General features: G+C 62.7%; 33 protein-coding genes. 2 read left to right on the top strand and 31 right to left on the bottom strand.

The features are described from left to right. The 5 genes from rpsK to rplO form a co-directional block, all read right to left on the bottom strand. On the bottom strand, nt 1-339 hold a 339-nt coding region (rpsK, locus tag AC2FNJ_RS19035; RefSeq protein ID WP_496766529.1), incomplete at its 3' end, for a 30S ribosomal protein S11. Nucleotides 340-353: 14 nt separating this feature from the next. Further along, nucleotides 354-722 (bottom strand): 30S ribosomal protein S13, encoded by a 369-nt coding sequence (gene rpsM / locus AC2FNJ_RS19030; protein WP_496766527.1) that lies wholly within the window; start codon nt 720-722, stop codon nt 354-356. Between the two features lie 201 nt (nt 723-923). Further along, nucleotides 924-1,565, bottom strand: coding sequence for an adenylate kinase (locus AC2FNJ_RS19025; protein WP_496766525.1), 642 nt, complete (start codon nt 1,563-1,565; stop codon nt 924-926). After that, nucleotides 1,562-2,926, bottom strand: a complete 1,365-nt coding sequence (gene secY / locus AC2FNJ_RS19020; protein WP_496766523.1) for a preprotein translocase subunit SecY — start codon at nt 2,924-2,926, stop codon at nt 1,562-1,564. Before secY ends, AC2FNJ_RS19025 begins: the two co-directional genes overlap by 4 nt. 109 nt (nt 2,927-3,035) lie before the next feature. Beyond that, the gene (gene rplO, locus AC2FNJ_RS19015) at nt 3,036-3,509 is read right to left on the bottom strand and encodes a 50S ribosomal protein L15 (protein WP_496766522.1); all 474 of its coding nucleotides are present in this window, start codon (nt 3,507-3,509) and stop codon (nt 3,036-3,038) included. A 197-nt stretch (nt 3,510-3,706) separates the two neighbouring features. Between rplO and AC2FNJ_RS19010 the strand changes: the two genes are divergently transcribed. Both AC2FNJ_RS19010 and AC2FNJ_RS19005 read left to right on the top strand, forming a co-directional pair. Beyond that, on the top strand, nt 3,707-4,876 hold the full coding sequence (locus AC2FNJ_RS19010) for an adenylate/guanylate cyclase domain-containing protein (RefSeq protein ID WP_496766520.1): 1,170 nt from the start codon (nt 3,707-3,709) through the stop codon (nt 4,874-4,876). 264 nt (nt 4,877-5,140) lie between these two features. Next, nucleotides 5,141-6,355, top strand: a complete 1,215-nt coding sequence (locus AC2FNJ_RS19005; protein WP_496766518.1) for a DEAD/DEAH box helicase — start codon at nt 5,141-5,143, stop codon at nt 6,353-6,355. 60 nt (nt 6,356-6,415) lie between these two features. Here AC2FNJ_RS19005 and AC2FNJ_RS19000 read toward each other — a convergent pair whose 3' ends face one another. From AC2FNJ_RS19000 to AC2FNJ_RS18875, 26 genes are all read right to left on the bottom strand, one after another. Then, entirely contained in the window at nt 6,416-6,631 is a 216-nt protein-coding gene (locus AC2FNJ_RS19000) for a DUF1127 domain-containing protein (RefSeq protein ID WP_496766516.1), read from the bottom strand. Between the two features lie 217 nt (nt 6,632-6,848). Further along, complete coding sequence (gene rpmD / locus AC2FNJ_RS18995) at nt 6,849-7,037, bottom strand: 50S ribosomal protein L30 (RefSeq protein ID WP_496766514.1); 189 nt, start codon at nt 7,035-7,037, stop codon at nt 6,849-6,851. 12 nt (nt 7,038-7,049) lie between these two features. Then, complete coding sequence (gene rpsE, locus AC2FNJ_RS18990; RefSeq protein WP_496766513.1) at nt 7,050-7,631, bottom strand: 30S ribosomal protein S5; 582 nt, start codon at nt 7,629-7,631, stop codon at nt 7,050-7,052. A 170-nt stretch (nt 7,632-7,801) separates the two neighbouring features. Further along, a complete protein-coding gene (gene rplR, locus AC2FNJ_RS18985; RefSeq protein ID WP_496766512.1) occupies nt 7,802-8,161 on the bottom strand; it encodes a 50S ribosomal protein L18 in 360 nt (119 codons plus the stop codon). An 11-nt stretch (nt 8,162-8,172) separates the two neighbouring features. Continuing rightward, nucleotides 8,173-8,706 carry a 50S ribosomal protein L6 gene (gene rplF / locus AC2FNJ_RS18980; RefSeq protein WP_496766510.1) on the bottom strand — a complete coding sequence of 178 codons (534 nt, stop codon included), beginning with the start codon at nt 8,704-8,706 and terminating at the stop codon, nt 8,173-8,175. Between the two features lie 12 nt (nt 8,707-8,718). Then, nucleotides 8,719-9,111 (bottom strand): 30S ribosomal protein S8, encoded by a 393-nt coding sequence (gene rpsH, locus AC2FNJ_RS18975; protein WP_496766508.1) that lies wholly within the window; start codon nt 9,109-9,111, stop codon nt 8,719-8,721. A gap of 13 nt (nt 9,112-9,124) precedes the next feature. Beyond that, nucleotides 9,125-9,430 carry a 30S ribosomal protein S14 gene (gene rpsN / locus AC2FNJ_RS18970; protein WP_496766506.1) on the bottom strand — a complete coding sequence of 102 codons (306 nt, stop codon included), beginning with the start codon at nt 9,428-9,430 and terminating at the stop codon, nt 9,125-9,127. A 19-nt stretch (nt 9,431-9,449) separates the two neighbouring features. Then, nucleotides 9,450-10,010, bottom strand: a complete 561-nt coding sequence (gene rplE / locus AC2FNJ_RS18965) for a 50S ribosomal protein L5 (RefSeq protein WP_496766504.1) — start codon at nt 10,008-10,010, stop codon at nt 9,450-9,452. Then, a complete protein-coding gene (rplX, locus tag AC2FNJ_RS18960) occupies nt 10,003-10,314 on the bottom strand; it encodes a 50S ribosomal protein L24 (protein WP_496766502.1) in 312 nt (103 codons plus the stop codon). The genes rplE and rplX overlap by 8 nt, the downstream gene beginning before the upstream one ends. 2 nt (nt 10,315-10,316) lie before the next feature. Further along, nucleotides 10,317-10,685 carry a 50S ribosomal protein L14 gene (rplN, locus tag AC2FNJ_RS18955; RefSeq protein WP_011567679.1) on the bottom strand — a complete coding sequence of 123 codons (369 nt, stop codon included), beginning with the start codon at nt 10,683-10,685 and terminating at the stop codon, nt 10,317-10,319. Nucleotides 10,686-10,761: 76 nt separating this feature from the next. Further along, entirely contained in the window at nt 10,762-10,992 is a 231-nt protein-coding gene (rpsQ, locus tag AC2FNJ_RS18950; protein WP_496766499.1) for a 30S ribosomal protein S17, read from the bottom strand. Nucleotides 10,993-11,004: 12 nt separating this feature from the next. Further along, nucleotides 11,005-11,205 (bottom strand): 50S ribosomal protein L29, encoded by a 201-nt coding sequence (rpmC, locus tag AC2FNJ_RS18945; RefSeq protein WP_496766497.1) that lies wholly within the window; start codon nt 11,203-11,205, stop codon nt 11,005-11,007. 286 nt (nt 11,206-11,491) lie between these two features. Then, nucleotides 11,492-12,112, bottom strand: a complete 621-nt coding sequence (locus tag AC2FNJ_RS18940) for a 2OG-Fe(II) oxygenase family protein (RefSeq protein WP_496766495.1) — start codon at nt 12,110-12,112, stop codon at nt 11,492-11,494. A gap of 214 nt (nt 12,113-12,326) precedes the next feature. Then, nucleotides 12,327-12,737 carry a YybH family protein gene (locus tag AC2FNJ_RS18935; protein WP_496766493.1) on the bottom strand — a complete coding sequence of 137 codons (411 nt, stop codon included), beginning with the start codon at nt 12,735-12,737 and terminating at the stop codon, nt 12,327-12,329. A 157-nt stretch (nt 12,738-12,894) separates the two neighbouring features. After that, complete coding sequence (rplP, locus tag AC2FNJ_RS18930; protein WP_496766491.1) at nt 12,895-13,308, bottom strand: 50S ribosomal protein L16; 414 nt, start codon at nt 13,306-13,308, stop codon at nt 12,895-12,897. 12 nt (nt 13,309-13,320) lie between these two features. Then, nucleotides 13,321-14,031, bottom strand: a complete 711-nt coding sequence (gene rpsC / locus AC2FNJ_RS18925; protein WP_496766489.1) for a 30S ribosomal protein S3 — start codon at nt 14,029-14,031, stop codon at nt 13,321-13,323. Then, on the bottom strand, nt 14,031-14,411 hold the full coding sequence (gene rplV / locus AC2FNJ_RS18920) for a 50S ribosomal protein L22 (RefSeq protein ID WP_496766487.1): 381 nt from the start codon (nt 14,409-14,411) through the stop codon (nt 14,031-14,033). Before rplV ends, rpsC begins: the two co-directional genes overlap by 1 nt. Before the next feature lie 3 nt (nt 14,412-14,414). Then, a complete protein-coding gene (gene rpsS, locus AC2FNJ_RS18915; protein WP_010437056.1) occupies nt 14,415-14,693 on the bottom strand; it encodes a 30S ribosomal protein S19 in 279 nt (92 codons plus the stop codon). Between the two features lie 3 nt (nt 14,694-14,696). After that, nucleotides 14,697-15,539 carry a 50S ribosomal protein L2 gene (rplB, locus tag AC2FNJ_RS18910; protein WP_496766485.1) on the bottom strand — a complete coding sequence of 281 codons (843 nt, stop codon included), beginning with the start codon at nt 15,537-15,539 and terminating at the stop codon, nt 14,697-14,699. A gap of 265 nt (nt 15,540-15,804) precedes the next feature. Next, entirely contained in the window at nt 15,805-16,614 is an 810-nt protein-coding gene (locus AC2FNJ_RS18905) for a hypothetical protein (RefSeq protein WP_496766483.1), read from the bottom strand. Between the two features lie 308 nt (nt 16,615-16,922). Beyond that, nucleotides 16,923-17,219 (bottom strand): 50S ribosomal protein L23, encoded by a 297-nt coding sequence (locus tag AC2FNJ_RS18900; protein WP_496766481.1) that lies wholly within the window; start codon nt 17,217-17,219, stop codon nt 16,923-16,925. Next, a complete protein-coding gene (gene rplD / locus AC2FNJ_RS18895; protein WP_496766480.1) occupies nt 17,216-17,833 on the bottom strand; it encodes a 50S ribosomal protein L4 in 618 nt (205 codons plus the stop codon). The genes AC2FNJ_RS18900 and rplD overlap by 4 nt, the downstream gene beginning before the upstream one ends. After that, nucleotides 17,830-18,555 (bottom strand): 50S ribosomal protein L3, encoded by a 726-nt coding sequence (gene rplC, locus AC2FNJ_RS18890; protein ID WP_496766479.1) that lies wholly within the window; start codon nt 18,553-18,555, stop codon nt 17,830-17,832. Before rplC ends, rplD begins: the two co-directional genes overlap by 4 nt. 18 nt (nt 18,556-18,573) lie before the next feature. Beyond that, nucleotides 18,574-18,888: a 30S ribosomal protein S10 gene (gene rpsJ / locus AC2FNJ_RS18885; protein WP_008756422.1), complete on the bottom strand. Its 315-nt coding sequence runs from the start codon at nt 18,886-18,888 to the stop codon at nt 18,574-18,576. A 229-nt stretch (nt 18,889-19,117) separates the two neighbouring features. Then, nucleotides 19,118-20,065, bottom strand: a complete 948-nt coding sequence (locus AC2FNJ_RS18880) for an aldo/keto reductase (protein ID WP_496766478.1) — start codon at nt 20,063-20,065, stop codon at nt 19,118-19,120. 233 nt (nt 20,066-20,298) lie between these two features. Further along, nucleotides 20,299-20,431, bottom strand: a 133-nt coding sequence (locus AC2FNJ_RS18875; protein WP_496766531.1) for an EF-Tu C-terminal domain-related protein, incomplete at its 5' end; no start/stop codon positions are given.

Genomic DNA, 20,431 nt, shown 5'->3' with positions numbered 1-20,431 from the left:
CACGTCGCGGATCGACGTGATGTTGAAGCCCACGGCAGCCAGTGCGCGCAGCGCCGATTCACGGCCCGAACCGGGGCCCTGAACTTCGACTTCCAGCGTCTTGACGCCATGTTCCTGCGCCTTGCGGCCGGCATCTTCGGCGGCCATCTGGGCGGCGTAGGGGGTCGATTTCCGCGATCCCTTGAAGCCCATGGTGCCGGCGGACGACCACGAGATGGCGTTGCCCTGCACGTCCGAGATCAGGATCTTGGTGTTGTTGAAGGTCGAGTTCACATGGGCGACGCCCGATGCGATGTTCTTGCGCTCTTTGCGCTTTACGCGTGTCTTTTCACGTGCCATCGGTCAGACCCTCCTTACTTCTTCTTGCCCGCGATCGGCTTTGCGGGGCCTTTGCGGGTGCGAGCGTTGGTGTGGGTGCGCTGACCGCGAACCGGCAGGTTGCGGCGGTGGCGCAGACCGCGATAGCAGCCCAGGTCCATCAGGCGCTTGATGTTCATCTGCACTTCGCGGCGCAGATCACCTTCGACGGTATAGTTGGCGTCGATGTGTTCGCGGATGGCCAGAACCTCGGCATCGCTGAGTTCGTTGACCCGGCGGCTCTGGTCGACGCCCACGGCGTCGCAGATCGCCTTGGCCGAGCTGTTGCCGATACCGGTGATGTAGGTGAGGGCGATGGGTACCCGCTTGGCAGTCGGGATGTTTACGCCGGCAATACGTGCCACGTGTCACTTTCCTTTTCGTTGCGGTTCCGTAATTCCAGAACCTTTTTTCACAACGCTTGACCGTGGCAGTGTGGCCAGAGGGTCCAGCATCATTTCGAGGTGGTCGGGGCAAACGGGACGAATCCCGCTTGCGCGGTTGATTCCCAAAGGGATGGTGGTCGATATGGGCTTTTGCCGGGGGCGTCAAGCCCTTAGTGTCGTTCAGCCCAGAATCGCCTCGATCGAGGCGGTCACTTCCTTGATGTCGGACAGGCCGTTGACCGGGCGCAGGTCGCCCTTGGCATAGTAGTAGCCGATCAGCGGCGAGGTTTTCTTGTAGTATTCCATCAGGCGGGTGCGCAGGCTGTCCTCGTTGTCGTCGGCCCGGCGCACCATGTTGGTGCCGCCGCAGTGATCGCACTTGCCCGGTTCGGCGGTGGGGCGGGTTTCGTCGTGATAGACCTCGCCGCAATCGCCGCAGGTGAAGCGCCCGGTGATCCGCCGCACCAGCGCGTCGTCATCCACCCTTATCTCGATCACGGTGTGCAGGGACTGGCCCAGCTTGGCCAGAAGCGCCGCCAGCGCGTCGGCCTGGGCCAGCGTGCGCGGAAATCCGTCAAAGATGAAACCGGCGCCCTTCCGGGTGGTCAGCTGCTCTTCGATCAGGCCGATCACGATCTCGTCCGTGACCAGCTTGCCGGCATCCATGATCTCGGCGACCTTGCGGCCCATCTCGGTGCCCGAACTGCGCGCGGCGCGCAGCATGTCGCCGGTGCTGAGCTGGATCATGCCGCGGGTATCGACCAGGTGCCGCGCCTGCGTGCCCTTGCCCGCACCCGGCGGGCCCAACAGAATGATGTTCATCGCCGGGACGGTCCCTTTCTGCCGCGTTTCTTGCCCTTGCCGCGCAGTTGCGACTTTTCGATCAGCCCTTCGTATTGATGCGCGAGCAGGTGGCTCTGGACCTGCTGGATCGTGTCCATCGTCACCGAGACGATGATCAGGACCGAGGTGCCGCCGAAATAGAACGGAATCGCGAACTGGCCGCGCAGGATTTCCGGCAGCAGGCAGACGGCCGCCAGATAGCCCGAGCCCAGCACCAGAACCCGGTTCACCACGTATTCGAGATATTCCGAGGTCTTCTTGCCGGGGCGGATGCCGGGCACGAAACCGTTCTGCTTTTTCAGGTTCTCGGCCACGTCATCCGGTTTGAACGACACGTTGAAGGTGTAGAAATAGGCGAAGAAGATGATCATCGACGCGAAGAACAGCAGATAGAGCGGCTGCCCGGGGCCGAAATTCGCCAGCATCCACGACATGATCGGGCCGCTGGCCGCGCCCGAGGAGAAGGTCGAGATCGTCACCGGCAGCAACAGCAGCGAACTGGCGAAGATGGCCGGGATCACGCCGGCGGGGTTGACCTTGACCGGCAGGTGGCTGGAGCCGCCGTCATAGACCTTCATCCCCACCTGGCGGCGCGGATACTGGATGTGGATCTTGCGCAGGGCGCGCTCCATGAACACCACGAAGGTGATGACCACGATCACCATGACGATGACGCCGACGATCACCGCGGGGCTGATCGCGCCGCTGCGGCCCGAGGCGAAGAACTGCGCCAGGGCGGCCGGAACCTCGGCGATGATGCCGACGAAGATGATCAGCGAGATGCCGTTGCCGATGCCGCGGGCGGTGATCTGTTCGCCCAGCCACATCAGGAACATGGTGCCGCCGACGAGGGTGATCATGGTCGAGAACCGGAAATACAGGCCCGGATCGGTGGCCAGATCGCCCGATTCCAGCGACACGGCGAGGCCGTAGGCCTGCACGGTGGCCAGCGCCACGGTGCCGAAGCGGGTGTATTGGTTGAGTTTCTTGCGGCCCTGCTCGCCCTCTTTCTTGAGCTGTTCGAGCGCGGGCACCATCGAGGCCAGCAGCTGCACGATGATCGAGGCCGAGATATAGGGCATGATGCCGAGGGCGAAGATGCCCATGCGCCCCAATGCGCCGCCGGTGAACATCGAAACCATGCCGCCGATGCCCTGCCCCGCCTGTTCCATGAATTCGCGCAGCGCCTGTCCGTCGATCCCCGGCACCGGGATGAAGGTGCCCAGGCGATAGACGATCAGCAGGCCCAGCGTGAACAGGATGCGGTTGCGCAGATCGGTGGCCTTGCCAAGGGCGGACCAGCTTGTGTTGGCCGCCATTTGTTCTGCTGCTGATACCATAAATCGGTCTCTCTTATGAAAACGCCGCCCGGAACCGTTTTCCGGCTCGGGCGGCGTCTTGGAAAACTCTGAGGTCTATGTAAGCGGCACGCGCGCCGCTCACAAGCGCTTACTCTGCCGCAGCGGCTTTTGTGACCTTGAGTGAACCGCCCGCTTTCTCGACCGCCTCGACGGCGGCTTTCGATGCACCGGTCACTTCCAGGTTCACCTTGGCGCTGATTTCGCCCTTGGCCAGAACGCGGATGCCGTCCAGCTTGCGGCGCACCAGGCCGGAGGCGACCAGCGCGTCCTCGGTGATGGCGGATTTGACGTCCAGCTTGCCGGCATCGACGAATTTCTGGATCAGGCCCAGATTGACAACGGCGAATTCCTTGCGGTTGGGCTTGTTGAAGCCGCGCTTGGGCAGGCGCTGATAGAGCGGCATCTGGCCGCCTTCATAGCCGTTGATGGCCACGCCCGAGCGGGATTTCTGGCCCTTGATACCACGGCCGCCGGTCTTGCCCTTGCCCGAGCCGGGGCCGCGACCAACGCGGGTCTTCTTGGTGTTCGCGCCGGGATTGTCGCGCAGTTCGTGCAGTTTCATGTCGCTTCTCCTGAGCCGGATGTGGCCCCCGAAGCGTGATGGGCCAAACACGGCGTTTCTTGGTTTTGATTCTCGTGGCCCGGTCGGCCACCGGCCGCGTATAGACCCAGACACCGAATGGTTCAAGAGCCATGCCGCACGGAGCGCGGATGGGCGTTCGCCCGCGACGTGGGGCAATTCCGTGCTAGATTCGGATCATGAGCTGGAATCTGGACAAGGTCATCGGCTGGTGGTTGTCGGAAGGCCGGATGCTGCCGGACCTCGATCACATCGTTGGCGGGCTGGGAAAAGCCATGCTGGAGGCCGGTGCCCCGATCTGGCGCGTGCGGCTTGCCATCCGAACCGTGCATCCGCTGGTCACGGCGCTGAGCGCCGTCTGGGAACGCGACAGCGACCGGATCGACAGCGTCGCGTCCAGTCACGGGCTGGACCAGCGTCAGGAATACATCGGCAGCCCGCTGGCCCGGATCGCGGAAACCAACGCGCCGCTGCGAAAATCCCTGACCGGCTTGACCGAGGCGGATCACGAAGCCTATCACGAGTTGCGCGGACGGGGCGCAACCGACTATTACGGCCTGCCACTGAGGTTCATCGGCGAAGGCGGGGGCATCCTGGTCTTCGTGACCGACCGGGAGGACGGGTTCACCGATTTCGACATCGCCGGCTTCGACACGATCGCCGCCGCGCTTACCCCCGTGGTCGAGGTGCACCGGCTGCGCAACCTGTCGCTGGCGGTCGCCGAAGCCTATCTTGGCCCCCGGACCGGACGGCGGGTGGTCGGCGGGCAGATCACCCGGGGCAATATTGACCGGATCGAGGCAGCCATCCTGATCAGCGACATCCGCGACTGGACCGGGTTGAATGCGCGGCTTCCGGTCGAGGACACGGTGGCGCTGGCGAACCGCTATTTCGAGGTGATCGACGCGGCCGTCTCGGAAAACGGGGGCGAGATCCTCAAGTTCGTCGGCGACGGGGTGCTGGCGATCTTTCCGGCCGAGCCGGACATGCGCGCTGCGTGCCGGCGCGCGCTGAACGCCGCCCGGGCGGCGCTGGCCGCGGCGCCGCAGTCGGAGATTCAATACGGCGTCGGGCTGCATTGCGGCAGCGTGCTCTATGGCAATATCGGCTCGGAGGCGCGGCTTGACTTCACGGTGCTCGGCCAGGCGGTGAACATCGCGGCGCGGATCGAAGCGCTGTGCGGGACGACGGGTCAGCCCGCGCTTTATTCGCAGGCGTTCGCGGACATGCTGGAGGCCGAGCACATCCGGGTCGGGGCGTTTCCGCTGAAGGGGCTGGACGCGCCGGCGCAGATCTTTGCCCCCCTTGCCCGCGACGCCGCCAACCCGGCCGCCGAACAAATCGGTTGACACCGGCCCCGCGAGCGCGCATACGCCGCCGGTGTCTTGTCTGCGGCGTGAGCAGACCGCGCGTCGGATCGGTTGAACGACCCCGCGCGCAGCATTCAATCAACGCAACACTGATACCCAGATCACGCGGGGGTCGGCGTGATGGACCGCCAGGCCGGGATCTGCCGGGCCGGATCGTCGCGGAATGTGGACCCGTTCCCGATCGGGGCGGCCACGACAACCGTGCGGCTGGACAGGCCGTCACAATCATAAGGAAGACGGTCTTTGGACTTCACCATGCTGGGGCTGACGCCCCGCCTTGTCGCGAATCTCGAAAAACTCGGGATCTCCGACCCCACCCCCATCCAGAAACAGGCCATCCCGCACGCCCTGAACGGGCGCGACGTGATGGGGCTGGCGCAGACCGGCACCGGCAAGACGCTGGCCTTTGGCCTGCCCATCCTGATGTCGATGATCCGGCTTGACGGCCGGCCCGCCCCGAAAACCGCCCGTGGTCTGGTGCTGGCGCCGACGCGCGAACTGGCCCGGCAGATCACAGAAAACCTGCGCGCCTATTGCGAGGGCAGCCCGGTCAGGGTCGATCTGGTTGTCGGCGGCGTGTCGATGGGGCCGCAGATCAACCGGCTGAACCGCGGCACCGACCTGCTGGTGGCGACACCGGGGCGTCTGATCGACCTGCTGGAGCGCAGGGCGATCCGGCTGGACCAGACCCGGTTTCTGGTGCTGGACGAGGCCGATCAGATGCTGGATCTGGGGTTCATCCATGCGCTCCGCCGGATCGCGTCGCTGCTGCCGTCGGAGCGGCAGACCATGCTGTTTTCGGCCACCATGCCGAAGCAGATGGCCGAGATCGCGGCCGCCTATCTGAGCGATCCGGTGCGCGTCGAGACCGCGCCGCCGGGCCGCCCGGCGGACCGGATCGAGCAGGGCGTGCATTTCGTGGCGCATGGCGAAAAGACGGATCTGCTGATCGAGTTGCTGGATCGTCACCGCGACGAGCTGGCGCTGGTCTTTGCCCGCACCAAGCACGGGGCCGAGCGGCTGATGAAGGCGCTGGGCAAGGCCGGGTTCGCCGCCGGGTCGGTGCATGGCAACAAGTCGCAGGGGCAGCGCGACCGGGCCTTGCGGCAGTTCCGCGAGGGCGCGCTGCGCATTCTGGTCGCCACGGATGTCGCCGCCCGCGGCATCGACATTCCGGATGTGCGGCATGTCTACAATTTCGAGCTGCCCAACGTGCCCGACAACTATGTGCACCGCATCGGCCGGACCGCCCGGGCGGGCCGGGGCGGACGCGCGGTCGCGTTCTGCGCGCCGGCCGAGATGGGCGAATTGCGGGCCATCCAGAAGACCATGGGCCGGGACATTCCGGTGCTTGGCGGTCGGCCCTGGGCGATGGACGAGCCGAAGGCGCCGCGAAAGCCGCAGCAGGGCCGGCGGCGCCGGCCGGGGCGCGGCCGGGTCCGCGCGAAGGCGGCCTGAAAACAAGAGCGCCCCGTCTGGGCGGGGCGCTGGGTCTTCACGTTGTCGGTGCCGCCGCGGTCAGGCGCAATAGACGTGCTTGTGCGCGATGTCCGCGATGTCGCAGCGGCGCAGGCCGATGTCGTTGAGTTCCCGGTCGGTCAGGCTCTGCAACTCGCGATAGGTGCGGTTGTACTCGGCGGCGCGGGCGCGGTTCCGTTTCACGTTTTCGACAAAGGCGCGGATGCGGGCGCCCAGGGTGAGGCCGGACTGCGGGATGTTCAGGGTCGTTGCCATTTCTTTCTTCCTTTCCTGAGCCGGGGCGTATTCCCCGGCGGGTATCGTTTTCCGTTTCGGACAGGGTTCAGATATGGGCGGCTGATACCGCAAACAATCACCGTTTCGGTCTAGCCGGTTTGCGATTTTTGCATGGCCCTGCGGGGTTTGGGCCCGGTCAAAGAAAAACGCCCCCGGTTTCCCGAGGGCGTTGTTCAATCGCGGCGTCGAACTGCGCTCAGCCGCGTTCTTCGACGATCTCGACCAGATGCGGGATCTTGTTGATCATGCCGCGGATCGAGGGGGTGTCCTCGAGCTCGCGAGTCTTGTGCATCTTGTTCAGGCCCAGGCCGATCAGGGTTGCGCGCTGGTCGGCGGGGCGGCGGATCGGCGAGCCGATCTGCTTGACGACGATGGTTTTTGCCATGGTGACGTCTCCTTACGCTTCTTCGGCGACTTGCGCCGATGCGGCCGGTGCCTCGTCCCGCTTGGGCAGGATGTCGGCAACCTTCTTGCCACGGCGCGCGGCGACCGAACGCGGGCTCTGCTCTTTCTGCAGGCCGTTGATGGTGGCGCGGATCATGTTGTAGGGGTTGGCGCTGCCCAGCGACTTGGACACCACGTCCTTGACGCCCAGCATCTCGAACACGGCGCGCATCGGGCCACCGGCGATGATCCCGGTCCCTTCCGGCGCGCTGCGCATGATCACCTTGCCGGCGCCGTGACGGCCGTACATGTCGTGGTGCAGGGTGCGGCCTTCGCGCAGCTGCACGCGGATCATCTGGCGCTTGGCCTGCTCGGTGGCCTTGCGGATGGCCTCGGGCACTTCCTTGGCCTTGCCCTTGCCGAAGCCGACACGGCCCTTCTGGTCGCCGACCACCACCAGCGCGGCAAAGCCGAAGCGCTTGCCGCCCTTGACGGTCTTCGACACACGGTTGATCGCGACAAGGCGATCGGCGAATTCGGGCGCGGCGTCCTCGCGGTCGCGGCGGTTGCCCCGGCGGTTTTCACGTTCTGCCATTCGGCTTTCCTTTGTTCAGTGGCGCCTGGCGCCGTTGGTCCGATCGCAGTGGGCCGTTTGGCCCCCCGATCATCGAGGCGGGCGATCCCGCCTTCACTGTGCCGCGGCCGGGCTGAAGCCCGGCCTACGGCGGATCCCGAGTGCTGGCCGGGCCTGGGCCCGGCCTGCCGTCAGATCTTGAGCCCGCCTTCCCGCGCGGCGTCGGCCAGAGCCTTGACCTTGCCGTGGAACAGGAAGCCGCCGCGGTCGAAATAGGCTTCTTCGACACCGGCCTTCCTGGCGCGTTCGGCGATCGCCGCGCCCACCTTGGTGGCCGCTTCGACGTTGTTCTTGCCGACGACGCCCAGATCCTTTTCGAGCGACGAGGCCGAGGCCAGGGTCACGCCGCGCACGTCGTCGATCAGCTGAACGGAGATGTTCTTGTTCGACCGGTGCACGGACAGGCGCGGACGGCCTGCATTGACCTTGCGAAGCTTGTTCCGAACGCGCAGGCGGCGTTTCAGAAACAGGGTACGTTTGCTGTTTGCCATTTTGAGCGTCCTTACTTCTTCTTGCCTTCCTTGCGGAAGATATACTCGTCCTTGTAGCGGATGCCCTTGCCCTTGTAGGGCTCGGGCGCGCGCCACTTGCGGATGTTGGCCGCGACTTCACCGACCTGCTGCTGGTCGATGCCTTCGACGACGATCTCGGTCTGCTTCGGCGCGGTGATGGTCACACCCTCCGGAGCGACGAAATCGACATCGTGGCTGTAGCCCAGGTTCAGCTTGAGCGTGTTGCCCTGCATCTGCGCCCGGTAGCCAACGCCGCTGATCTCGAGCTCTTTCTTGAAGCCCTGGGTAACGCCGGTCACGAGGTTGGCGACCATGGTGCGGCTCATGCCCCACTGCTGGCGTGCCCGCTTGGACGAGCCGCGCGGGTCGATCTTGACGACGTTGTCTTCGACCGAGATGGTCACATCGTCGGTTGCGGTGAAGCTGCGGGTGCCTTTCGGCCCCTTCACTTCGATGGTCTGGCCGGACACAGAGGCGGTGACGCCGCTGGGCAGCTCGACCGGTCTTTTACCAATACGAGACATATCCGGACCTCCTTAGAAGACGGTGCAGAGCACTTCGCCGCCAACATTGTTGGAGCGGGCGTTGTGATCCGACATCACGCCCTTGGGCGTGCTGACAATCGACACGCCGAGGCCCTGGCGGACCTGCGGGATGTCCTTGACGGCCATGTAGACGCGGCGGCCGGGCTTGGAAACCCGCTTGAGCTCGCGAATGACAGGTTCGCCTTCGTAGTATTTCAGGCTGATCTCGATGGCCGGATGACCGTTTTCGCCGGTCACTTTCTCATAGCCGCGGATATAGCCTTCGTCCGCCAGCACGTCCAGAACCCAGGCCCGCAGCTTGGAGGCGGGCGTGACCACGGTGCTTTTGCCGCGCATTTGCGCGTTGCGGATGCGGGTGAGCATATCGCCGATAGGATCGTTCATATCACTCTCTCCCTCACCAGCTCGATTTCACCAGGCCCGGAATCTGACCGGCAGATCCCAGATCGCGCAGGGCGATACGGCTGACCTTGAGCTTGCGGTAATAGGCGTGCGGACGCCCCGTAAGCTGGCAGCGGTTGTGCAGACGGGTTGCCGAGCTGTTGCGCGGCAGTTTCGCCAGTTTCAGACGCGCCTTGAAGCGTTCCTCCATCGGGCGGCTTTCGTCATTCGCGATCTCTTTCAGCTCGGCGCGCTTTGCGGCGTATTTCGCCACCAGGCGCTCGCGCTTCTTCTCGCGTTCGATCATGCTTTTCTTAGCCATGTCTCAATCCTCCCGGCGCTTACGCGTTGAACGGCATGTTGAAGTGCTTCAACAGTGCCTTTGCTTCAGCGTCGGTTTTCGCTGTGGTGGCAATTACGATGTCCATGCCCCAGACCTCATCGACCTTGTCGAAGTCGATTTCCGGGAACACGATGTGCTCCTTGATGCCCATGGCAAAGTTGCCGCGGCCATCGAACGAGGGTCTCACACCGCGGAAGTCCCGCACGCGCGGCAGCGCGATGGTGATCAGGCGGTCCAGGAATTCGTACATCCGGTCGCCGCGCAGCGTCACCTTGGCGCCCAGCGGCATCTCTTCGCGGACGCGGAAGCCGGCGATCGACTTCTTGGCCTTGGTGGACACCGCCTTTTGACCGGCGATCGCGGTCAGATCCTCGACGGCCGACTTGGCCTTCTTGGAATCCTTGACCGCCTCGGAGCCACAGCCGATGTTCAGAACGATCTTTTCCAGCTTGGGAATCTGCATCTCGTTCTTGTAGCCGAACTCTTCCTTCAGGGCGGCGCGGATCTTGTCCGCGTATTCGGCCTTGAGGCGCGGGGTGTAGGTTGCAGCATCAAGCATCGATCACGTCCCCCGTGGTCTTGGCGTAACGCACCTTCTTGTCGCCTTCCATGCGGAAGCCGACGCGGGTGGCCTTGCCGTTCTTGTCGAGCAGCGCCAGGTTGCTGAGATCGATCGGCATCGCCTTGGGCAGGCGGCCGCCCTGCGAGTTCTGCGACTGGCGGGTGTGGCGGATGGCGATGTTGATGCCGTCGACGACGGCCTTGCCGGCTTTGGGATCGACCGAGGAAATCGTTCCCTCCTTGCCCTTGTCCTTGCCGGCCAGCACGACGACCTTGTCGCCTTTGCGAAGTTTGGCAGCCATGGTTACAGCACCTCCGGAGCCAGCGAAATGATCTTCATGAAGTTCTTCGCGCGCAGCTCACGAACGACCGGGCCGAAGATCCGGGTGCCGATCGGCTCGTTGTTGTTGTTGAGGATCACGGCGGCGTTGCGATCGAAGCGGATCGCGGTGCCGTCTTCGCGGCGAACTTCCTTGGCGGTGCGCACGACGACGGCCTTGCGGACGTCGCCTTTCTTCACGCGGCCGCGCGGGATGGCTTCCTTGACCGAGACGACGATGATGTCGCCGACGGAGGCGTATTTACGCTTGGAACCACCCAGGACCTTGATGCACTGCACCCGGCGCGCGCCGGAGTTGTCAGCGACATCCAGATTGGTCTGCATCTGGATCATGTGGTTTCTCCCGACCTGTGGGGGCTGTTCTGGTTAGATCCCCCAGGGTTTCGATTGAACCGAAAGGTCCGGCGGCTTACGCCTCCAGAACCTCCCAGCGTTTGGTCTTGGATTTCGGCGCGCATTCGATGATGCGGACCGTGTCGCCCACCTTGTAGGCATTCCTTTCATCGTGAGCTCGGTACTTCTTGGACTTGCGGATGGTCTTCTTCAGAACCGGATGCGTGAAGCGGCGTTCCACCAGCACGGTCACGGTCTGTTCGTTGGCGTCGCTGGTCACGGTGCCTTGCAGAATACGTTTGGGCATCTCTCAGGCTCCTCAGTTCGCAGCTTCGGCGGCTTTTTCGTTCAGCACGGTCTGCACGCGCGCCACGTCGCGGCGCACGGTCTTGATCCGGGCGGTGTTTTCGAGTTGACCGGTCGCCTGCTGGAAGCGCAGGTTGAACGCCTCCTTCTTGAGGTTGACCAGTTCCTCCCGGAGCTGGTCCGGGGTCTTGTTGCGCAGTTCCTGGGCGTTCATCGCCTTTTTCCTTTGCTCAAAACACCAGAAGGCCCCCGTGCAGGGTCACCTTGGACCTGGTGGATGAAAAACAGACATGCGAATCCCCCGACTCGGCCGGGGGACACGCAGGATGCCGCTCTATAGGGGGTTCGCGGGTGGAGGGCAAGGGAAAGTTTGGCGGTGTTTCTGGAGTGCCGTTTTCTGCCATCAGCCCCGGGCGAAACCCGTGCGCCGGATGCGGGGGCCATCCCGAGCTTGGACGGGCGCCGCCGGTTCGGCCCTCAGCCGCCGTGCGGACCGGGGCTCACTCCCACCGATAGTTGAAACTCACGCTGATCCGCTCCTCTTCGGCCATGTTCATCGGCACCTCATGCCGGAGCCAGCTTTCCCACAGCAGCACCTCGCCCACCTGCGGCGCGACATAGATGAACGGCTGCAAGTCGCGCCGCGCTTCCTTGCGGCGGACCGGGGCGGCCATCATGCGGGCCGAGCGGGGGTCTTCCAGTTTCAGCGCGCTGGCGCCCTGGGGCATCGCCACATAGGTGGTGCCCGAGATCACCGAATGCGGGTGGATATGGCTGGCGTGCATCCCGCCTTCGGGCAGGATGTTGATCCAGAGGTCTTCGAGCTTCAGTTCCCTGCCGTCCAGATCGAATTCCAGATCCTCGGCAAAGGCCGCCACGTGCCGGTCCAGCGCCTTGACCAGATCGGCGAAGATCGGGAAGCGCCAGGGCAGATCGGTCAGCGAGGCATAGCTGGTGTAGCCGGGATAGCCGTTCCGCGCGCACCAGTCCTGCCCGGCCTCGTCATCCTCGGCGATGACCAGGCAGGAGCTTTCCAGCTCCTCCGGGTCGATCCCGGGGTCGAATTCGGACAGGGCGGCGCGATAGAGGCGGGTGACGAAGAGGGATTCGATCTGTGGCATGGGCGATCAATAAACCAGCCTGCGCCCGAATGCGAAGAGCGATTCTTTGCGAGGCTCTGCCTCGCGCTCCGGGATATTTGCCGGCCAGATGAATTCGGACCATGCATCTTCATCTGGCCAGAAATATCCCGGGGGAGGCGCCGCTTGCGGCGACGGGGGCAGCGCCCCCGGAAACGCGGGGCGACCGCACCCGACGGCTGTCGCGGTCGCGGCGTCAGAAATTGACATATGGCAGGGGGTCGGAATGGTGGGAGATCAGTTTCCAGTGGCCGTCTTCCTTGCGGAACACGTTGGTGCCGCGTATCTGAAACTTTGACACATCGCCTTTCGGATCCTGCCCGGAGGCAACCGCCATGTGATGCACAACGGCCAGCGTATCGCCCATCGTGACATGACGCGTCAACAGGCGGATCGACCCGCCCAGATGCGCCTGGCCCTGGGCCGCCCAGTCCTGGTCCGTCACCCGCCACCCGACATGAAACAAGTCCGGGGCCGGTCCCATGTAGATCACGTCATCCGCATGCGACCAGAGGTCTTCCATCGGCTTGATGTCACCCCCGAACATGGCGTTCAGGGCGGCGAAGAAGCCGTCATCCGCTTGAATGACCGCATCCCGATCAGTCATGGTCGTCCTCCCGCTGCACATGTCTTGTGCTCGTGTCCGGGCCGCGTGCCCCCGAGAGCCTTAACACGGGCGGCCGAACCGGTAATCAAAAAATTACCCCCGCCGGTGTCCCGACGGGGGTAGGTATCGGTCGGGCGGGGGCCGCCCGGCCCCTTCCTTACCAGTCTTCGCGGACCACGACGCGGGTCTTGATCGGCAGTTTCATCGCGGCCAGGCGCAGGGCCTCGCGCGCGATGTCCTCGCCGACGCCGTCGATCTCGAACATCACCCGGCCGGGCTTGACCTTGGCCGCCCAGAAATCGACCGAGCCCTTGCCTTTGCCCATACGGACTTCGGTGGGCTTGGAGGTCACGGGCGTATCCGGGAAGATCCGGATCCACACGCGGCCCTGGCGTTTCATGTGGCGGGTCATCGCCCGGCGCGCAGCTTCGATCTGGCGCGCGGTGACGCGCTCGGGCTGCAGGGCTTTCAGTCCGAAAGTGCCGAAGTTCAGATCGGAGCCGCCCTTGGCTTCGCCCTTGATCCGGCCTTTTTGCACCTTGCGGAATTTCGTACGCTTGGGTTGAAGCATCTCAAATCCTCCTCAGCGGCGGCCGCCACCGGCACCCCGGGGTGCTGGGCCGTCCTGGAGTTCCTGGGCCTTGCGGTCACGTGCCTGCGGATCGTGCTCCATGATCTCACCTTTGAAGATCCAGACCTTGATCCCGATGATCCCGTAGGGGGTCGAGGCTTCGGCATGCGCGTAGTCGATGTCGGCGCGTAGGGTGTGCAGCGGCACGCGGCCTTCGCGGTACCACTCGGTCCTGGCGATTTCGGCGCCGCCCAGACGGCCAGCGACGTTCACCCGGATACCCAGGGCGCCCATGCGCATGGCGTTCTGCACGGCCCGCTTCATCGCGCGGCGGAACGAGACCCGGCGCTCCAGCTGCTGGGCGATCGACTCGGCCACCAGCTGCGCGTCAAGCTCGGGCTTGCGCACTTCGACGATGTTGAGGTGCAACTCGCTGTCGGTCATCGCGGCCAGCTTCTTGCGCAGCACTTCGATGTCCGCGCCTTTCTTGCCGATGATGACGCCCGGACGGGCGGTGTGGATCGTGACGCGGCACTTCTTGTGCGGACGTTCGATGATCACACGGGCCACGCCGGCCTGCTTGCACTCTTTCTTGATGAACTCACGGATCTTGAGGTCTTCCAGCAGAAGATCGCCGTAGTCCTTGGTATCGGCGTACCAGCGGCTGTCCCAGGTGCGGTTGACCTGAAGGCGCATGCCGATCGGATTGACTTTGTGTCCCATTAGGCTTGCTCCTCGACTTGACGCACCTTGATGGTGAGTTCCGAGAACGGCTTCATGATCTTGCCGAACCGGCCGCGGGCGCGCGGACGGCCGCGTTTCATGACCAGGTTCTTGCCCACCCAGGCTTCGGCGACGATCAGTTCGTCCACGTCCAGGTTGTGGTTGTTCTCGGCGTTGGCGATGGCGGACTGAAGGCATTTCTTCACGTCCTGCGCGATCCGCTTGTTCGAGAAAGTCAGGTCGGTCAGCGCCTTCTCGACTTTCTTGCCACGGATCATCGCGGCAACCAGGTTCAGTTTCTGCGGGCTGGTGCGAAGCATCCGGGTTTTCGCCATTGCTTCGTTTTCGGCCACGCGGCGGGGGTTCTTTTCCTTGCCCATGACTTACTTCCGCTTCGCTTTCTTGTCCGCGGCGTGACCGTAATAGGTCCGGGTCGGCGAGTATTCACCGAACTTCTGACCGATCATGTCTTCCGAGACGTTTACCGGGATATGCTTGTGGCCGTTGTACACACCGAAGGTCAGGCCCACGAACTGGGGCAGGATGGTGGAACGACGCGACCAGATCTTGATGACTTCGTTGCGGCCCGATTCGCGCGCGGCTTCGGCTTTCTTGAGCACGTAAGCATCGACGAAAGGACCCTTCCAAACAGAGCGAGACATCTGTTAACGCCCTTTCTTCTTGGCGTGGCGCGAGCGGATGATCAGCTTTTGCGACGCTTTGTTCTTGTTGCGGGTGCGGGAGCCCTTGGTGTCCTTGCCCCACGGCGTGACCGGCGTGCGGCCGCCCGAGGTCCGGCCTTCGCCACCGCCATGCGGGTGGTCGATCGGGTTCATGGCGACACCGCGGACGGCGGGACGCTTGCCCATGTGACGGGCGCGGCCGGCCTTGCCGAAGTTCTGGTTGCTGTTGTCGGGGTTCGACACGGCGCCGACGGTGGCCATGCATTCCTGGCGCACCATGCGCAGCTCGCCCGAGCTCAGACGGATCTGGGCATAGCCGCCGTCGCGGCCGACGAACTGGGCGTAGGTGCCCGCGGCGCGCGCGATCTGACCGCCCTTGCCGGGCTTCATCTCGATGTTGTGCACGATGGTGCCGATCGGCATGCCCGAGAACGGCATCGCGTTGCCGGGCTTGATGTCGGCCTTGGCCGACGCGATGACCTTGTCGCCAACCGCCAGACGCTGCGGGGCCAGGATATAGGCCTGCTCGCCGTCATCGTATCTGATCAGCGCGATGAACGCGGTCCGGTTCGGATCGTACTCGATCCGCTCGACGGTGGCCGCCACATCGAATTTGTTCCGTTTGAAGTCAACGATCCGGTAGAGACGCTTTGCGCCACCGCCACGGCGGCGGGCTGTGATCCGTCCGGTGTTGTTCCGGCCGCCCTTCTTGGTCAACCCTTCGGTGAGGGATTTGACCGGACGTCCTTTCCAAAGCTCCGAACGGTCGATCAGCACCAGCCCGCGCTGGCCCGGCGTCGTCGGCTTGTACGACTTGAGTGCCATGCTTTCTGTCTTCCGTTTAGCAAGCGCGAGGATCAATCCCCGCTATGTGAGAGGCCCCCGCAGGGGCCAAGGGTATAGGGCCCCGAAGGTCCCCGGCTGCAAATATCAGAGGCCCCGGAACGAATCCGAGGCCGCAGGATTGGGAGCGTGTAGCAGGGTTGGGGATGGGGGGCAATAGGGGAAACCATTGAAGTCTGTCATTCACGCGAGAAGTCTCGTTGCTGCGTACTAACCCTCGCGAAAAAAGTTGAAGCAATGCTTGGAACTAGTCGTTGTTGGCCAAAGAAATTAGTTCAGGTGTGACCTGAATCGGACCTCGGCTGTACAGTTGAGATATTTCTTCCAACTTTGACACTGCGTCTTTGGGTAGCTCTATCTCGATGTCAAAACTCTCTTTCAACTGCGCCTGAGCAGTTCGAGCCCAATCAAGGACATTACGCGCGAGATCCTCTGTCTCGGAGACCGCGAAAAGGTCTCCTATGTCCACTTGGATTTCGTTCAACTGAGCGTTTCTTGAATTGAAACCTTCAATGTTTTTGACCGGCGACCCAAACTCTTTGCCAATTATGTCTCTGGCTTGGCTATGGCCTTTTACAATTGGTTCTCGTACCCGCCGGTAAAGCTTCGCAACAATATCGAACAAAAAGATGCTATCCATTTTCTTCTTCAAGTCAGAGAAATCAATTTCTTGACCAAGTTCGTTGTGTTTTTTGACAAGATCGTTGTACAGAGCCCAATTGTCCTCCCATTTTGATCCGTCCGACCAGCGTCCTTGCATAACATGTTGCAAAACGACTTCTCGGGTATAGACAGAAACAACAGACTTAAAACGATCAATGAGTTGCTCCGCCTCTTCTTGCTTATCTTCCCAAAGCTCTGCTTCAAAACCCAAGCCTTTGAACCGCTTGAACCTTGCAATATTTGAATAGATGAAACTGAAAAAGGCCATGGCAAAAGTTGCTGATGCCCCGGGCAAGTCTTCAGCCCAAAGTCGGCTGAAGCTAAACAGAAGCAATGCTAGGCCCACTAAGCCAAAGAACAATTGCTCCCAACTGTTTTTCAGAAATTCCCACATATCGCGAACAATACATCTCGTGTCGACAACCTCAAGGTGATGATGGGTCTTCTCAAATACGAAGTGCATATGGCGCGGAATCAAGGCCGAAGGCCGCCGCGCCAGCGCCTGCCCGTCCCGGCGGGCTGGCGCTTTGGGGACGTTTGCGCCTCACTATGAATTCGGATGTAATTGGCACCATAAAGCGCCCAAATCAGCCGGTGCGGCGCCATCCCACGGGCAGGCGCTGGCGCGGCTCACGAGCAGGCCCAACAAAAAACCCCCGCCTTTCGGCGGGGGCCTTCATCTCTCTCCAAGGACGGGTCCGATCAGAGACCGGTGCTTACGTCGATGGTGTTGCCCTCTTCCAGGGTCACATAGGCCTTCTTGACGTCTTTCCGCTTGCCCAGCTGGCCGCGGAACCGCTTGACCTTGCCTTTGGTCACGGTGGTGTTCACCGCCTTGACCTTGACGCCGAACAGCGCCTCGACGGCTTCCTTGATCTGCGGCTTGCTCGAGTCGATCGCCACCTCGAAGACGACCGCGCCGTTTTCGGACGCCATGGTCGATTTCTCGGTGATGACCGGCTTGCGGATCACGTCGTAATGTTCTGCCTTCGCGCTCATTTCAGTCGAGCCTCCAGTGCTTCGACACCCGCCTTGGTGAGCACCAGGGTGTCACGCTTGAGGATGTCATAGACGTTTGCGCCCATCGACGGCAGGATATCCAGACCTTCGATGTTGCGGGCGGCGCGGGCGAAGCCTTCGTTCACGGTGGCGCCGTCGATGACCAGAGCGCGCTTCCAGCCCAGGTTTGCAACCTGCTTGGCCAGAGCGGCGGTCTTGCCTTCGGCTTCGGCGCTTTCGATCACGACCAGCTCACCGGCCTTTGCCTTGGCCGACAGGGCGTGGCGCAGGCCCAGCTTGCGGAACTTTTTCGGCAGGTCGTGGCCGTGCGAACGCGGTGTCGGACCCTTGTAGACGCCACCCTTGCGGAAGATCGGCGCGTTGCGGTCCCCGTGACGTGCGCCACCGGTGCCCTTCTGGCGATAGATCTTCTTGGTCGAGTAGCTGGTTTCCGAGCGGGTCTTGACCTTGTGGGTGCCGGCCTGCGCGTTGTTGCGCTGCCAACGGACCACACGGTGCAGGATGTCCGCGCGCGGCTCCAGGCCGAACAGATCGGCATCCAGCTCGATGTCGCCGGCTTTCTTGCCGTCCAGTTTGATCACGTCGAGTTTCATGCTTCACCACCTTCCGCGGGCGCTTCTTCCGCAGGCGCTTCGGTTGCGGCACCCTTCACGGCTGCCGGGAAGGGCAGACCCTCGGGCGCTTTCTTCTTGACGGCGTCCTTGACGGTAACCCAGCCCGATTTCGGTCCGGGAACGGCACCTTTGATGAAGACCAGGCCACGCTCGGCGTCGGTCTTGACGACTTCGAGGTTCTGCGTGGTGACACGGGCGGCGCCCATGTGACCGGCCATCTTCTTGCCCTTGAACACCTTGCCCGGATCCTGACACTGACCGGTCGAACCGTGCGACCGGTGGCTGATCGAAACACCGTGCGAGGCGCGCAGACCACCGAAGTTGTGGCGCTTCATCGCACCGGCAAAGCCCTTGCCGATCGAGGTGCCCGAAACGTCAACCTTCTGACCAGCCAGGAAGTGGTCCGCCGAGATCTCGGCACCCACGTCGATCAGCGCGTCTTCGGACACGCGGAACTCGGCCAGCTTGCGCTTGGGCTCGACCTTGGCGGCGGCGAAATGGCCGCGCATGGCCTTGGAGGTGCGTTTTGCCTTGGCGGCACCGGCGCCCAGCTGAACGGCGGTGTAGCCGTCTTTCTCGGCGGTGCGCTGTGCGACGACCTGCAGGTTGTCCAGGTGCAGGACGGTCACAGGGATCTGCTTGCCGTCTTCCATGAACAGCCGGGTCATGCCGACTTTCTTTGCGATAATACCAGAGCGCATCTTCAATACCCTCCGATCTTACGACTGCAGCTTGATCTCGACGTCCACACCAGCGGCGAGGTCGAGCTTCATCAGCGCGTCCACGGTCTGGGGCGTCGGATCTACGATGTCCAAGAGACGCTTGTGCGTGCGGATCTCGAACTGATCGCGGGATTTCTTGTCAACGTGAGGGCCACGGAGAACCGTGAACTTCTCGATCTTGTTCGGCAGCGGGATCGGTCCGCGCACGTTCGCGCCGGTCCGCTTGGCAGTGTTGACGATCTCCTGCGTGCTGGCATCCAGGACGCGATAGTCAAATGCCTTGAGCCGAATACGGATGTTTTGGCTTTGCATCGTAACAGCCTTTTTCTTCAGGCGTTGGAGTTGAGAGGAGGACGGGCGCGCATCGCCAACCCTCATCGAACCCAAAAGGCGGGAATCACCCCGCCTTCACGTTCTCATCGAGAACCTGCGCCGGATACATGGGAGGGAGAGGTTTGGCAAGCAGGAAATGCAGTCAGAACCCTGGTGCGGATCTTCAAGCGAGCGATATGTCCTCACGCCTGGGCAGATTTCGTGAACCCTACCCAGCTTCAGGATCGTTTTTGGATTGTCCCGATTCCGCCAACTCATCCCAAACCGCATCCGGGATTGCCCAGTTGGCCCATTCGAAGGTCTGTTCGACATGCTGCGGCCACGTCGCCCCACAGATTGTGGAGGCAATATCGGCGTTTTTGATCGAGAACTGCAGCGCAAGCGCCCCCAGCGGCACATCGTATCGCGAGCAGATAGCTTCAATCGCCCGAACCGGGCCAAGGTCAGTCTCGGTCGCCTGGCGATAGACGTAGAAATGGTGGGCTGAACTTCCTTTTGCCAGAATTCCCCCCGAATAGGGCGCCGCATTCAGAACCGTTACACCCTTGGACCGGGCAAATTCGATCATCGGAGCAGAGTTCACGTTGACGACCGTGTGCCGGTTGTGCGTCAGGAGTACGTCGAACTCGCGATCACGCAGCATTGGCATAAGAACGTCAAGTCGGCCACCAGCAAGCCCTACGGCCTTCGCATACCCTTCTTCCTTGATCCGAAACAACTCATCAAGCGCGCCGCCTTTTCCTGTTACTTCCGGAATATCTGCGGCGTATTCCGGGTCGTGGAGATGAAGAATATCCACTTGCTCGACGCCCAGCGCCTCAAGACTTGCTTCAAGTGACCTCCGGGCTTGTGCCGCATCGAACCTGTTGCTCTCCATGTCCCGATCCAGTTTCGTGGATAGAACCCGACCCTCTGGCCAACCACCAAGTTCACGAACGACACGTCCGATACGTTCCTCGCTTCGACCCATCGCGTATCCGCGCGCCGTATCAAGGAATCCATCCGGGCGCATCAGAATTGCCCTTATGGTCTCAAGCGCCCGGCTTTCCTTGACCTCGTACCCATAAATCTGAGGTATGCTGCCCAATCCTGTTGAACCGAAACCGATCGACGGCAAACTGACTCCAGTTTGGCCGATTTCATGGTGTTTGGTCATCCCCCCATCCTCCCCTAAAGATTTCGATGACAGCAATACTGTCGAGGCGCACCCCACAACACAAGCCTGGTATGTTGGACGGTCCGCTCAAGCGAACCTCAAGCATGAGCTATTGAACTCCAACAAAAAAAGCCGCCCCGTTGGGGCGGCCTTCCTTGGTTTCTTACCTTGTTGCTCCCGGCAGATTTTCCTGTGGAAAATCGCCCGCCGCAACCCGGCGCGACAAGCGCGCCTTACTCGATGATCTTCGACACCACGCCGGCGCCGACGGTGCGGCCGCCTTCGCGGATGGCGAAGCGCAGGCCGTCTTCCATCGCGATCGGCGCGATCAGCTCGACCGTGAAGCCCACGTTGTCGCCCGGCATC

The organism is Ruegeria sp. BHSB196 (assembly GCF_059613135.1).
This window is presented reverse-complemented; position numbering and strand designations above follow the sequence as displayed.

Bases quoted from the DNA above. Each gene is read 5' to 3' on its own strand.
- AC2FNJ_RS19025 (WP_496766525.1), bottom strand. From the start codon at position 1,565: ATGAACATCATTCTGTTGGGCCCGCCGGGTGCGGGCAAGGGCACGCAG.
- secY (WP_496766523.1), bottom strand. From the start codon at position 2,926: ATGGTATCAGCAGCAGAACAAATGGCGGCCAACACAAGCTGGTCCGCC.
- rplO (WP_496766522.1), bottom strand. From the start codon at position 3,509: ATGAAACTGCACGAACTGCGCGACAATCCCGGCGCGAACACCAAGAAG.
- AC2FNJ_RS19010 (WP_496766520.1), top strand. From the start codon at position 3,707: ATGAGCTGGAATCTGGACAAGGTCATCGGCTGGTGGTTGTCGGAAGGC.
- AC2FNJ_RS19000 (WP_496766516.1), bottom strand. From the start codon at position 6,631: ATGGCAACGACCCTGAACATCCCGCAGTCCGGCCTCACCCTGGGCGCC.
- rpmD (WP_496766514.1), bottom strand. From the start codon at position 7,037: ATGGCAAAAACCATCGTCGTCAAGCAGATCGGCTCGCCGATCCGCCGC.
- rpsE (WP_496766513.1), bottom strand. From the start codon at position 7,631: ATGGCAGAACGTGAAAACCGCCGGGGCAACCGCCGCGACCGCGAGGAC.
- rplR (WP_496766512.1), bottom strand. From the start codon at position 8,161: ATGGCAAACAGCAAACGTACCCTGTTTCTGAAACGCCGCCTGCGCGTT.
- rplF (WP_496766510.1), bottom strand. From the start codon at position 8,706: ATGTCTCGTATTGGTAAAAGACCGGTCGAGCTGCCCAGCGGCGTCACC.
- rpsH (WP_496766508.1), bottom strand. From the start codon at position 9,111: ATGAACGATCCTATCGGCGATATGCTCACCCGCATCCGCAACGCGCAA.
- rpsN (WP_496766506.1), bottom strand. From the start codon at position 9,430: ATGGCTAAGAAAAGCATGATCGAACGCGAGAAGAAGCGCGAGCGCCTG.
- rplE (WP_496766504.1), bottom strand. From the start codon at position 10,010: ATGCTTGATGCTGCAACCTACACCCCGCGCCTCAAGGCCGAATACGCG.
- rplX (WP_496766502.1), bottom strand. From the start codon at position 10,314: ATGGCTGCCAAACTTCGCAAAGGCGACAAGGTCGTCGTGCTGGCCGGC.
- rplN (WP_011567679.1), bottom strand. From the start codon at position 10,685: ATGATCCAGATGCAGACCAATCTGGATGTCGCTGACAACTCCGGCGCG.
- rpsQ (WP_496766499.1), bottom strand. From the start codon at position 10,992: ATGCCCAAACGTATTCTGCAAGGCACCGTGACCAGCGACGCCAACGAA.
- rpmC (WP_496766497.1), bottom strand. From the start codon at position 11,205: ATGAACGCCCAGGAACTGCGCAACAAGACCCCGGACCAGCTCCGGGAG.
- AC2FNJ_RS18940 (WP_496766495.1), bottom strand. From the start codon at position 12,112: ATGCCACAGATCGAATCCCTCTTCGTCACCCGCCTCTATCGCGCCGCC.
- AC2FNJ_RS18935 (WP_496766493.1), bottom strand. From the start codon at position 12,737: ATGACTGATCGGGATGCGGTCATTCAAGCGGATGACGGCTTCTTCGCC.
- rplP (WP_496766491.1), bottom strand. From the start codon at position 13,308: ATGCTTCAACCCAAGCGTACGAAATTCCGCAAGGTGCAAAAAGGCCGG.
- rpsC (WP_496766489.1), bottom strand. From the start codon at position 14,031: ATGGGACACAAAGTCAATCCGATCGGCATGCGCCTTCAGGTCAACCGC.
- rplV (WP_496766487.1), bottom strand. From the start codon at position 14,411: ATGGGCAAGGAAAAGAACCCCCGCCGCGTGGCCGAAAACGAAGCAATG.
- rpsS (WP_010437056.1), bottom strand. From the start codon at position 14,693: ATGTCTCGCTCTGTTTGGAAGGGTCCTTTCGTCGATGCTTACGTGCTC.
- rplB (WP_496766485.1), bottom strand. From the start codon at position 15,539: ATGGCACTCAAGTCGTACAAGCCGACGACGCCGGGCCAGCGCGGGCTG.
- AC2FNJ_RS18905 (WP_496766483.1), bottom strand. From the start codon at position 16,614: ATGTGGGAATTTCTGAAAAACAGTTGGGAGCAATTGTTCTTTGGCTTA.
- AC2FNJ_RS18900 (WP_496766481.1), bottom strand. From the start codon at position 17,219: ATGAGCGCGAAGGCAGAACATTACGACGTGATCCGCAAGCCGGTCATC.
- rplD (WP_496766480.1), bottom strand. From the start codon at position 17,833: ATGAAACTCGACGTGATCAAACTGGACGGCAAGAAAGCCGGCGACATC.
- rplC (WP_496766479.1), bottom strand. From the start codon at position 18,555: ATGCGCTCTGGTATTATCGCAAAGAAAGTCGGCATGACCCGGCTGTTC.
- rpsJ (WP_008756422.1), bottom strand. From the start codon at position 18,888: ATGCAAAGCCAAAACATCCGTATTCGGCTCAAGGCATTTGACTATCGC.
- AC2FNJ_RS18880 (WP_496766478.1), bottom strand. From the start codon at position 20,065: ATGACCAAACACCATGAAATCGGCCAAACTGGAGTCAGTTTGCCGTCG.